The following is a 12,589-nucleotide window of genomic DNA, read 5'->3' as shown; positions in this document are numbered from 1 at the left end:
ATATATTATGAACATAGGCTTCAGCATCAACAGACTGGGCATGGTAGGTTTAGGTGCGACCATTACATCTATGTTACGCAATTGCTCACAACCCGACTTACTAGTCATTTGGATATTGTGCGCAGATTTGCTTCCTCAAGACAAGAAAAACATAAAAACGTTATTAGAAAAAGAGCACTTTAATGGCCAATTTCATTTAATAGATATTAGTCCGCAAATAGAGTTTGGAGATTTGCACCCACTGCATGGGGATTGGACCAATTATGGAAGACTTCTATTACCTGAGCATATTGCAGACGATAAAGTTCTTTATTTAGATTCAGATATAGTTATTGAGGAAGATGTACTTAAATTCAATACTTTCGAGCTCAATGATTATGGGCTTGCCGCGGTGCCCACTACCCCTTTGGGAACTGTAATGGAGCACTATATTTATGTAACCCTTATGTCTTTAAACCCATTACTCGCCTCTTTTAACTCAGGTGTGCTTTTGATAAACTTAGATTACTGGCGTAAGAACAATATCAAAGAACAGTGCAAGACATTGGGCCTGCGTTTAAAACCAGCGGCAAAATTTAGAGATCAAGTATTGCTCAATATAATTTTTGCCGGCAGCTATAAAGAGTTGCCTATACACTTCAATTACGAGTGGGCTCCACACCTTTCAATTCCTACAAACAAGACCAATAGACAAATTAACCATTTTATAGGTTCGCCGAAACCCTGGGATATTTGTGGTAGATTTATCCATTCTGGGCACGATACCTGGGCCAAGTATGCTGACGTGAATTGGATCAAGGAGTATAAAACTATGGATCGCCCCACCTTACGACGAACATGGAAAATTAGGCGTTCTTATGCCAGAACACTCTATATGAAGAGCGTTTTTTCTAAAAAATCCTGTGAAAAAAATTAAAAAAGATAGGTCTTACCATTCCTTAAATTTACAAGTTATAATCATAGCATCCCTTTTTAAAACTTCAAGGGTATCGCAACTTTTAATAGGTACCCAATAAGTCAAACAAAATTCGGCTACAGGACGCATTTTTCAACCTTGACAGACAAACCTTTGAAGCTCTCTTAATCTAAAGTAACAAATGGGTTGATTTTATACTTTTTTATGCAGCTGTCCGGCCAGAAAAAATTCATAAAAACCTACACAAGCAATCTGGGCGAACATACCTCTACCCTCCACATCATGCACTTGCAACAAACTTTTTATAAAAGAAAAATTCGTTTAAATTTAGTATTGCTTCGAACAAGAGCCCAACGTTCAAAAATTAAGGTCTCTTTTGAACCCTGACCCAATCAACAAGCATCTCATTACTGTTTGGGGTATATTGATCAGGGTCTCCTTGATAGCCCCCAATACCGGCGTTGAGAATTATGTAAAGTTCGGCATCGGTCAACGCCTCATGCTGCTGAAGTGTTGCCACTTCTTTTCCATCCAGTAAAAACACCAACTTACCATCTGCCCAAACCAACCCGTAACGGTGATAGTCTTCGGTCAAATCAATGGCCGGGTACGTGTGTTTGATCTCATGTTCTACGCTTGAACCAATAGTGCTATGCTGAGCTACGCCATAACTTTCCGGGTTTTTGCTCCAATATTCCGCTATATCTATTTCTTTATGGTGCCCATCATCATTATTATAAAGCCAAAAGGCATTCCAAATTCCTTTGCTAGCTTTAGGAAACTTGATGCGAGCTTCGATATAGCAAGGGGCCTTAAAAGTATTCGAGTGTTTTGTCGTGATAACCCCACCAATCCATTCATAAGGCCTTCCCGTATTTGGGTTAATCGGCACTTGCGACGCCAGCCCGGTATTGGTAGTGCGGTCTACCCGCATTTTGAGGTTGAAATAATTCTCAATTTCAAAAGGAGACCATTGGTTGGGCCAATTATAGGTAGGGTCTGCCATATAAACATTAGACACGCCCGACCAACCTTTGGGCGATGAATCATTATCGCCGTACGAAAATCGCGGTGTCCAAATACCCTGGCCCTCTTCATAAGAACTTGGGGAACCTGAGCGTAGATTCAGCCAATTAAAACTATCGAAAAACACCTCATCCGTAAATTCAGATACATCATAACCTTGATTTTTTTCTTCCGAATAATCCAGCTTTTTATTGAAAACTACAATTCGATTAATTTTAATATCGGGAATATTCTGATAACCCAAAAGATCGACCCCTACGGTCAAATACTGAAATTCGGAAGGAATATCACCAGTTTTCTCCCAAGCAGGGTCATCACCGAGTTTTGTAATTACACTCGATTTATCCATAGCCTGTTGAATCAATATTCGTGTACCACTATTCACGGCATAACTGGTTCTTTCGGCACCCAAGTACTTGGCATCGACCCCTCCATGAATTTCAGAAGCACAACGCGAATCAGGACTAGAGGTAACCAGGTGTAAAATACGGTTTGTTCGATCTGCAGTGCCCGATTCGGCGAAGAAAACATTTTTTGGTAAATTCTTGATATTGGGAAAGGTTACCTCAATCCAATACGACCATGCGTCACCAGTAACTCCCAGGGCATCCAATGGCAATCTCAGCGCATTGTTCTTTACCCCGCTCTGACCAACAGGCTGCACCCTATAGGGATCGATAAGCGATGCCTTGGTACCCGCTCGACCATTCAATAGGAATGTGCCCTCATCAAAATCTGCTACAAAAGTGGCTTCGCCGTATCGCTCACTTTGACTTTCTTGATAATTCAATTTTTTATTAAAAACTACTACCCGATTTATTTTAATGTTTGGAAAGTGTTGAAAACCTAAAAGGTCGGCACCTACGGCCAAATATTGAAATTCAGTTGGCAAAACCCCTTTTTTCTCGGTAGCAGGGTCATCACCCAGTTTTGTTATGATACTTGATCCATCGATAGCCTGTTGAACAAGTATTCTTGTACCCCCGCTCATAGAAAAACTACTTCGTTCGACCCCCAGATACCGGGCGTCGCCCCCTCCATGAAATTCTGAAGCACAATTGGAATCGGAACCTGGGGAAACCCGATGCAAAATACGGTTACTTCGGTTGACCGTACCAGATTCTGCAAAAAAGCTATATTTTGGCCATTCCTTGATATCATTAGGAAATGTGACTTCGATCCAATACGACCATTCCCCTCCTGTAACCCCTAAGGCCGTTAGTGGCAATTGAAGCGCATTATCCTTTACCCCGCCATTCTGCCCCCTCGGCTGTACCCTATAGGGATCGATAAGTGACTCTTTCGTACCTAATTTACCATTCAATGCAAAGATACCTGCATCAAAATCTGCCACGAACGAAGCTTCATTCAATAAATCTTCCGTCAAAATACTACTGGCTTGTATTTTAACCGCCCCCAAATCTTCTTGTAATACCAAACTTTTATCAAGGTCATCTGAAGAACACGCCCCGATGAACATCACTAAGAATACACATTTAAGAAATAGTCGAATGTCTTTTTTTGAATAAAAATTGCCGATGAATGCCCTCATTGGTTGTTGTTATTAAAGTTTACGTGAACTTGTATTAAAAATCGTTTAAATGTATCATTAAGACAATGAATTACACGAAAAACCCTTCCATAACCTAAAAAATCTAGAGAAACTCGACGAAACAATCAAAATGTTAACATTTGAACAAGAAACAAGACTCAGGTAACCGAATAATGGTTGAATTCTGAATTATGATGAGCGAAACATTTTGTGAGGTGATTTATTTTTTTTAGTAAAAAAAAGGTGTTGCCTAAATACAGGCATAAAAACATCAGTCAATTTATCGCTATGCTTTCCTTACATTTTACTTAAAAAATAGCATCAAAAGAATTACGAACCAATTGCATACGGCACATGATTGTGTAACCATTTGAAATAGGGGGGGGTTGTATGAGTTTGTACACTAGGTTTAAAACACAAAACCAATTGGAAAAACCTCCTATCTTCTTACTTTTACCCTTACCCAATCAACCAGCATCTCGTTTTTATCAGGGGTAGTATGATCGGGATCTCCTTGATAGCCACCGATACTTGTATTAAGAATAATATAAAGCGCCCTGCCGCTTAACGATTTGTGTTGCGGCATTGTATATATTTCTTTGCCATCAAGCAAAAACACCAACTGTTCATCGGCCCAGACCACCCCATAGCGATGATAATCTTGAGTCAGGTCAATACCGGTATTCATTAGTAAGGACTCATGTATAATTTCGGTGCCATTGAAGTTGTGTTGTGCCACCCCATAACTGTTTAAATCGGCGGTCCATTGCTCGGCAATATCGATTTCTTTATGACCATCATAATTATTATATAGCCAAAAGGCATTCCATAATCCTTTGCCCTCAGGAAATTTTATTCGGGCCTCTACATAACAGGGTGCTCTAAAGACGTTTGAGTGTTTGGTGGTCAGTACCCCACCAACCCATTCGTAAGGTTGCCGCGTCGAAGGGTTGATTGGCATTTCTGAAATCAAGTTGGTTCCGGTTGTGCGATCCATTCGAATTTTCAATGTGGAATTATCAATATCGAAAGGAGACCATTCATCGGGCCAATTGTATGTAGGGTCGGCCTTGTAGGAATTTGAATTTTCCGAAGCCCATCCCTTAAGCGATACTTCATTGTCGGTATATGAATACCGAGGTGTCCAGACACCTTGGCTAAATCTATAATTACGAGGTGCGCCAGAACGTAGATTTAGTGAATCGAAATCATCGAAGAACACCTCTTCGGTAAAGGCAGAAACATCATAACCCTGATCTTCGTAAATCGTGTCATGTATCTTTTTATTAAAAACTACGATACGATTTATCTTGATTTCAGGAAATTCTTGAAAACCCAGCAAATCGGCTCCCACGGCCAAATATTGAAATTTATTGGATTCGAGTCCCGTTTTCTCCCAAACAGGGTCATCACCAAGTTTCGTAATTATACTTGATTTGTCAATGGATTGCTGAATAAGAATTCGCGTACCACCGCCGACAGAAAAACTAGAGCGTTCCATTCCCAGGTAACTTGCATCATCTCCTCCATAGAATTCCGAGACACAGCGCAAATCAGGAGTAACGCGATGTACAATGCGGGTACTGCGATTTAACGTTCCAGATTCCGCAAAAAAATTATACTCCTTCCAATTTATAGTATTGGGAAAAGTAACTTCTATCCAATACGTCCATTCGTCACCCGTCACACCAAGCGCACTTAGGGGAAATAGCAACGCATTATCCTTAACCCCTTCATTTGTGCCCTTAGGCGCAATTCTATAAGGGTCGACCAACGACGCTTTGGTACCGGTTTTCCCATTAAGCATAAAGGTACCCGAATCAAAATCTGCCACAAAAGAAGCTTGATCTTGAACATCTTCCTTAAAGACTCTTTTTTCCTCTAAATAGACAGCTGGCAAACTCTCGGCTATAACCTTGTCCTCCTCCAAGTAAACGGAAAGAACATCTTGGGAGCAAGACCCCACACAAATTACTAAAAGTATATATTTTACAAATACACGCATCTCTCTTATTTTTATCTGATTCTTATGACGTAAGCATCTTCAAATTTTCCATATCGGGTCTACGCTGCAACAAACTTGAATTAAATCCTATATTATAAGCTGTAAAACGACCCGTTTATTGTCTTTCCCGACCATTTGATCAACATTATTGATGTTGCACCCTGATTTCTGCCCAACGAAGCGAACAAATGGTTTTCCCATTACCAAAATTCCCATACCAAAGACCTTTAAATCAACGGCAACGAATATTCACCATGATTCAACGATGTTATCCATTGTTTAGTATTAAAAAGGAAATACATTAAAATCTAAAAAAGTCCATTTTATTAAAATCCTAAAAAAACACGCTTACCATTAGAACAATCACACAAATTCACAAACCCAATCGTAAAAAAATATGTGCAATTCTCCATATACCAATAAATCGGGCCTTTAACTTTTTCGTTACAAATAGTAAGCGCCATAGTTGAACGCTATTATTCCATTAGGCAACACATCTCGAAAGGAAGAACGGTTATTTATACCGCACAACACCTGTTCAATAAACCCGAGTACTAAGTTTGTGGACTAAAAACGGTTTTAGGCTTGAACCTTTTAGGCAATGTTCGACCCAATGTTTCGCAAAAAGGAAAAACACGCATTCATTAGAACTATAGCATTTGTTCGACCCTAAAGCTTAGCTGTAATTATTTGAACAAATTTTGGCCTGCGAGAATGCTATAATCGCCAGCGACAAAATGAATAATCCACAAGAAACCGACAAGAAAAACAGTGAATCGTGAAAAATAATAGCTAGAAGAAAACCTATCAATTTCTAAACAATCAGTTATTAAAACAATAGTATCTTTAACCATAAATGAAAGGCCGGAATCATCAATAAAATGACGTTTTTTTGTGATGTATTGCCCGCAGCACTTTTATAAATTGTCAACTATTGAAAATGAAAAAAACAGGAATTATCACCATTCTGAATGTAAATAATTATGGTGCCGAACTGCAAGCCTTTGCCCTACACCATAAACTAAAACTAATGGGGTATGATAATGAAATCATAAATTACCTCTACTATAAAAATCCGGAGTATCAAAGTGAAAAACTTTCTCAGCCCTTAATTAAAACTTCGATCAAGAATAGCCTAAAGGATTTAGTCTTAAAATGGCTGGATAAATATAGCGCGTTCAAGTATCCTGAAATTGCAAAAATAAGAAAACAACGATTTGACGATTTTCATAAAAACAACACCTCGCTATCGCCGGTGTACAAAAGCTATTCAGAACTGTATAGTGCCAAATTGAACTATGATAATTATATCGTTGGAAGCGACCAGGTCTGGAACCCGAACAACGGCACCAATATGGCCCCATACTATTTAACTTTTGCACCGGAAAACGCAAACAAGGTTTCTTATGCTTCTAGTTTTGGAGTGGCCAATGTAAATCAAACCTACTATCCTCAATATAAAAAATGGATCAATAATTTAAATCACATTAGCACTAGGGAAAGTGACGGTGTAGAAATCATCAAAAATGTTAGTGGCAAAAGCGCTACACACGTTGTCGATCCAACATTACTACTCTCAAAAAGCGAGTGGGAAGAACTCATGGTGCCCTACCCCGCTAATGAGCCTTATATTTTGTTTTTTATTTTTAAGAAAAACAAATATGCCGAAGAACTGGCTTATAAAATTCAAGAAAGAACCGGATATAAAATCATTCGTGTCTGTAAAAATGAAATGCCCTTGGAGTCTGACGACAAGATTTTAAATATCAGGGATTTCGGCCCTCTAGAGTTTTTAGGTTTATATAGTGGCGCAAGCATCGTTTTAACAACCTCTTTTCACGGCAGTATATTCTCTTTGATTTTTGAAAAACCCTTTTATACGATTACACCTGCCAGTAAAAACAATAACAGCAGGCAAGAGAGTTTGATGTCCGTAGTAAATCTTAAAGACCGACTTTTAAGAGAAGGTGATGAAGTGGACCTAGACCAGTTAAATGATATAAACTTTGAAGACGTCAAAAAGAAATTGGACAAACAAATAGGTGTTTCTATTGAATTTCTAAAAAACGCATTGAATTAAAAATATTATTTTTCAATAGGCCCACCGTATGACCCAACCCCTTTCAAACGGTGAAATGTTGAAAACAGCGAACCTTCAAAATTCATTAAAAACGAGAAATTAAAGGCTAATGAATTCAATATCAACAATTATCTTAACCTATAACGAGGAGAAGCATATTGAGCGCTGTATTAGAAATGCACAACAGTTTTCAGAAACTATTTTTTTGGTCGACTCCTTTTCAACCGACCAAACCGTGTCAATTGCCGAGTCTCTAGGTGCCAAGGTCTACCAAAACAAATGGGAAAACAACCATGCCAAGCAGTTCAATTGGGGCCTAAAAAACCTGCCCATCGCCACGGAATGGATTTTTCGGTTGGATGCCGATGAATATTTAACTGCCGACCTCGTTGCCGAAATCAACCAGAAACTCCCCCATCTATCGACCGATTTTTCAGGAGTGGTATTCGAACGTAAGATGTACTTCATGGATAAATTGATGACCAAAGGCATGGTACAAATGAATATGTTGCGCTTGTTTCGACATCAACATGGGGTTTGCGAAGACCGATGGATGGACGAACACATTGTACTTACCGAAGGTAAGAGCATTCAATTTGATGGCTATTTTGTCGATTACAACTTAAATCCTTTAGGCTGGTGGATACAAAAGCATAACAATTATGCCATTCGAGAAGCCATTGAATTATTAAATCTGGAATATGAGTTGATCGTACCAAAAACTGAACAAGCCAAGCAATACGAAATGTCAGCCGACGCACAATCAAAAAGGGAAAAGAAAAAAAAGTATGCCAATATGCCCTTGTTCTGGCGCTCGTTTATCTATTTTGTCTACCGGTATTTCTTTAAGTTCGGTTTTACACAGGGAAAAGAAGGCTTTTTATGGCACTTTATGCAAGGATGGTGGTATCGTACGCTGGTGGATGCCAAGATTTATGAAGTCAAAAAGGCTTGTGGCAACGATACCGTTAAAATAAAACAATTCATCTCAAAAAATTACCAAATCGAACTTTGACCCTTTTCTTTATTTTAACAAATGCCAATTTAAATCTTGGAAACAAGGGCCTTGGGTGGCTTCCGAAAATTTAATATCATTGCTATAACCGTTCCATTCCAATACTATTGGATGACCGGCGGCATCGACAACGATATCCCATCCTATGGTTCTTACCATCGGCATCCGCTGATGGAGTTCCAATACCAATTGCACACATTCCTTATAATTAGGTATATACTTGTTTACAAAAGACAGTTTTGAATCAGGATGTTCATCAACCCTCTTCCAATTCGCCAGATAGCCCTTTTCATGAAGCCTTCCATCATTCACATCAATGGGTACGCGAATGTGGCTTACAGACTTTACATGCGTATCGTTAAACCTTCCCAACCGAAGATAGCAAGCCCTCAACGAAATTCTGTTTTCAGCATCAACGACCGTTGTCATTCGGATCGTGGCGACTACATCCGGCATGAAGGCATTAAAAAAGGCATGTTGATCAATGTAACTTTGTATCGTACAATTGCCTATTTTTTCTATCGCGTTTAAATCAAATCCATCCTTTCTTATCACAAATACCCCACTACCCTGACAAGATTGATCCGATTTACAGACAACCATTGCTGTATCTCGAAATAGTACCGCTTCTAATTTCTCTTTAGCAATTGCTTTAAAACTTTTATCGAACCAAAAGCCGTTGATATAGTAGGCAACATCTGGACCAACTTCTTTTTGAAAAATTAGATTGTTCAGTGATTTCAGAAAAGAGATTTTACCGTAATCCCCCTGAATCTTCGGAACAACCTTTTTAAAATAGTAGTTATCGGGTATCCACCCTTCCTTAAAACTTCCATGAACTGCCGTGTAAACATATAGCCAAGGGGCGAAACCCTTCCATCCCAAAATATCCACAGCATATTCGTCTATTATCCCTTTCGATTTTGACGTGAGTTTCCCGTTTTCTTTTTCGATTTCTTCGAGCGCTTTAAATGCTTGCCGATTCGAGATATAATGGTATCTTCTTACCATTACTTTGTCTTCCGCTTTTTTTACAAACAGCTTCACTTTCTCTTTCGGGGGCATCGGCAGCACTATTATTTTAAACGGCTAATAATCAAAGGTGTTTTTTGGTTGACACGCTGTATTTTATGTACTTCCTTAAAGGTAACTTTAATTTCGGAGCGGGCACGTTGCTTAAGCAATTCAGCCATTTTTTCTATTTCCTTTGCTCCTTGATTATCGTTTCTGGGTACATAATCGATACGGACGGAAAAATCGGCTTCTTGACACAATTGAATTTCCCTAAAAACCTTCATATAGCCGTCGAACATGGCCATAAGGTGCTCTCCTCGAATCAGAAGCCCCGTAGGGGTCTTAATATTCACGGTCTGGCGTCCCTTTATACTTTCCATTAAAGGAAGGGGACTCCCGCAACTACAGGAATGTTCCATATACCTTCCCCGATCTCCAATGTCATAGCGAATTAATGGAAAAGCAAAATTCGTCAAATCTGTCAAAAGAATTCTGCCTGTCGTATTCGGGGGTACGGGCCTATTGTTTTCATCTACAAATTCTACATGTGCGGCATCGTGCATCAAATGTAACCCTTTTTGCTCGGGACACTCTGCGGCAATTACCAAAATTTCGGTATTTCCATATTGATCACAGACCGGAGCCCCAAAAGCCTTTTCCATCAGCTCCCGCTGTTCTTGAAACAAGGGAGCAGACGTAACCCAAACCATTTTTGGAGGGTGGATTTTAATATTGTTGTCCAACAAATACAGGGCAAATTCAAACATGATATCTACAAAACCCTGTAATAAAGTCGGTTTAAGCCGATTAAAATCGCGAACAAATTTGTCTATTTTCTTTGAATTAAGGTCCGCCGCCGCCAGAAAAATACGCTTGGTGGGCCACAACAGCGTCTTATTCTTTAGGCGTTCTGAAAAAGATCTTTTAAATCGATATACAAAGGCCTGATTTTCCCATGGTTGCACACCCCACCAGCTTTGAATACGCCAACGGATCAGCGTAGCCGGATGTCGGCGATCATGCAGTACCGAAATCGGTAGGCCCGTGCTCCCCGAAGTACTCGCTTTGTGGTATTGTGTGAATGATACATTATCGGCCTTGATCGTCTTAAAGTTTGCCTGTAATTCGGTTCTTGTCAAAGGCGGTATTTCAAAAAAGTCTTCTTCGCGCCTTATTCCTTCTTTGGCTATGGGTAATCCCGCATATTTATCCTTATAAAAAGGGGAATGGGTGAGTGCGTGAGCCAATAGTTGCTGGCGCTTTTTAAAATTCAGATCGGAAAGGTCTTCCTGTTGTAAAGCTGTCTCGGTTTCTTGATAGCGCTTATTAATTTTTGGCTTTAGCACCTTGGTTTTAAACAAAAAAACCGCTCTCGAAAAGCTATCCCCCATAATTGATCCATATAGTATTATCGACGCCCAAAAGTGGGCCCCTCATAAATATTGATTTAGACTCCGTAGTTTTTCAGTTGAACAACAGCAAATGCTGTGCTAAAAAGTATGTTGTATAAGCCAAGATTAAACATACTACCGGAATAGGGAACTTTTATAAATTATAGTTAAAAGGACACTATTAATCGATAAAAGTACGATTGATCCAACGAAAACTAGACATACATTTCCTTTTCCAAAGCTGGCATAATTTCGTCAATGGCCAAATATTGCTCCGCATAGGTCCTCGCGGCCTGTTTGACATGCATATTCTCTTGATTTTGAAATGCCTTTAGAATACCCTCGTTCAACGCTTGTTGGTTTTCGGCGTCCACCAATAAACCCATTTTATATTTGCTCACCATTTTATGCAGACTTGACGCTTGGTTGGCCGTTATCAGTGCCAACCCACCAACCGCCAGAATGGTCGTCAATTTTGACGGCATGACCAAATCACTGGCCTTTTCCTTTTGAATGACCAAATGGAGATCTGCCATATTTAGAAAAGCGTTAAAATCTTCTTTGGGCTGTAAGGGCATAAAACGCAGGTTATCTAACTGCATCTCTTTGGCAATATGCCTCAACTTTTCTTTATAAGGCCCGGTACCACAAATAACAAATTGCACTTGGTGATACGACCCTAGTGCTTTCGCCGAATGCAAAATGGCTTCCAGTCCCTGTTTCTCCCCAATGGCACCGGAGTATAAAACCACCCAATCCGTGACTTTAAAACCAAACTGCGCTTTTAAGGATGCCTTATCCGCAATAGGAAAAAATTTGTTTGTTTCCGTCCAATTGGGAAAAAACAACAAGGGTTTCTTTGCTTTTTTTGCAACACGGGAAATCATCCCATCAGATATACTACTCACAATGTCGGTATTTTTAAAAATATAGCGCTCCGTACCGTACAAGATTTTTAACAGTTTCGGCGATTGAATAAGCCCCAAGTCTTGTGCCGCCTCTATTTGTAAGTCTTGAATGTGGTGTAAATGTTTGGCCCCCCGTAGCTTTTTATACAATACCCCCAACAAACCAAATTGAAAGGATGGTGCTACCGAAATCACCCAATCGTATTTTTTTCCGAATAATAAGGGAAACATACGCCCCAAAGCTGCGGCCGAAAAAGAAGTATCTAAAAGCATTCGTTTTAGACCACTGGGGTTTTCAGGTACATACATGGGGCATCTCAGTACTTCGAGTTGCCCGCCGGACTCATATTTTTTAACCTCCGTCTTATACCAAAAACGGTTTTTCCGATACGGTTCTTGTACTTTCCAATACGGGTAATAGGGATAGGCCGTCAAAACCGTACAATGATGACCCTTTTCCGCCAGCCAATTCATCATTTCACCCGAGTATTTTCCGATTCCGGTCAATTCTGGCGAAAAATTATATCCAACAAATAAAATGCGTTTTGTCTTTATTGCTTCCAAATCGAATTGTTTTAAGCATTAGCACTAATTCTTTTATAAGAAAAGAAAGACCATACCCTATATTCACGCCACTACCTCACCACACTATGCCTTCACCAATCGTCGACTTTTCACTTTC

Annotated in this window: 8 protein-coding genes; 3 read left to right on the top strand and 5 right to left on the bottom strand. The window is 39.6% G+C overall.

The genetic code is table 11. The features are described 5' to 3' along the window. The first annotated feature begins 7 nt into the window (after nt 1–7). The gene (locus AACZ88_RS20970) at nt 8–916 is read left to right on the top strand and encodes a glycosyltransferase family 8 protein (RefSeq protein WP_339714851.1); all 909 of its coding nucleotides are present in this window, start codon (nt 8–10) and stop codon (nt 914–916) included. Nucleotides 917–1,280: 364 nt separating this feature from the next. Here AACZ88_RS20970 and AACZ88_RS20965 read toward each other — a convergent pair whose 3' ends face one another. After that, complete coding sequence (locus AACZ88_RS20965) at nt 1,281–3,494, bottom strand: glycoside hydrolase family 16 protein (RefSeq protein WP_339714848.1); 2,214 nt, start codon at nt 3,492–3,494, stop codon at nt 1,281–1,283. Nucleotides 3,495–3,933: 439 nt separating this feature from the next. Beyond that, nucleotides 3,934–5,499, bottom strand: a complete 1,566-nt coding sequence (locus AACZ88_RS20960) for a glycoside hydrolase family 16 protein (RefSeq protein ID WP_339714845.1) — start codon at nt 5,497–5,499, stop codon at nt 3,934–3,936. A gap of 940 nt (nt 5,500–6,439) precedes the next feature. Between AACZ88_RS20960 and AACZ88_RS20955 the strand changes: the two genes are divergently transcribed. Both AACZ88_RS20955 and AACZ88_RS20950 read left to right on the top strand, forming a co-directional pair. After that, the gene (locus AACZ88_RS20955; RefSeq protein WP_339714843.1) at nt 6,440–7,579 is read left to right on the top strand and encodes a polysaccharide pyruvyl transferase family protein; all 1,140 of its coding nucleotides are present in this window, start codon (nt 6,440–6,442) and stop codon (nt 7,577–7,579) included. 109 nt (nt 7,580–7,688) lie between these two features. After that, on the top strand, nt 7,689–8,594 hold the full coding sequence (locus tag AACZ88_RS20950; protein ID WP_339714841.1) for a glycosyltransferase family 2 protein: 906 nt from the start codon (nt 7,689–7,691) through the stop codon (nt 8,592–8,594). A 9-nt stretch (nt 8,595–8,603) separates the two neighbouring features. Here AACZ88_RS20950 and AACZ88_RS20945 read toward each other — a convergent pair whose 3' ends face one another. From AACZ88_RS20945 to AACZ88_RS20935, 3 genes are all read right to left on the bottom strand, one after another. Next, the gene (locus AACZ88_RS20945; protein ID WP_339714839.1) at nt 8,604–9,659 is read right to left on the bottom strand and encodes a sugar-transfer associated ATP-grasp domain-containing protein; all 1,056 of its coding nucleotides are present in this window, start codon (nt 9,657–9,659) and stop codon (nt 8,604–8,606) included. Between the two features lie 11 nt (nt 9,660–9,670). Next, nucleotides 9,671–10,999: an AMP-binding protein gene (locus AACZ88_RS20940; protein ID WP_339714836.1), complete on the bottom strand. Its 1,329-nt coding sequence runs from the start codon at nt 10,997–10,999 to the stop codon at nt 9,671–9,673. 215 nt (nt 11,000–11,214) lie between these two features. Next, nucleotides 11,215–12,471 carry a WcaI family glycosyltransferase gene (locus AACZ88_RS20935; protein WP_339714833.1) on the bottom strand — a complete coding sequence of 419 codons (1,257 nt, stop codon included), beginning with the start codon at nt 12,469–12,471 and terminating at the stop codon, nt 11,215–11,217. Nucleotides 12,472–12,589: the final 118 nt, after the last annotated feature.

It is taken from the genome of uncultured Kriegella sp. (genome assembly GCF_963975415.1).
Classification (GTDB): Bacteria; Bacteroidota; Bacteroidia; order Flavobacteriales; family Flavobacteriaceae; genus Kriegella.
The sequence above is the reverse complement of the archived record's forward strand: the minus strand, read 5'-3'. Positions and strand labels throughout refer to the sequence as shown.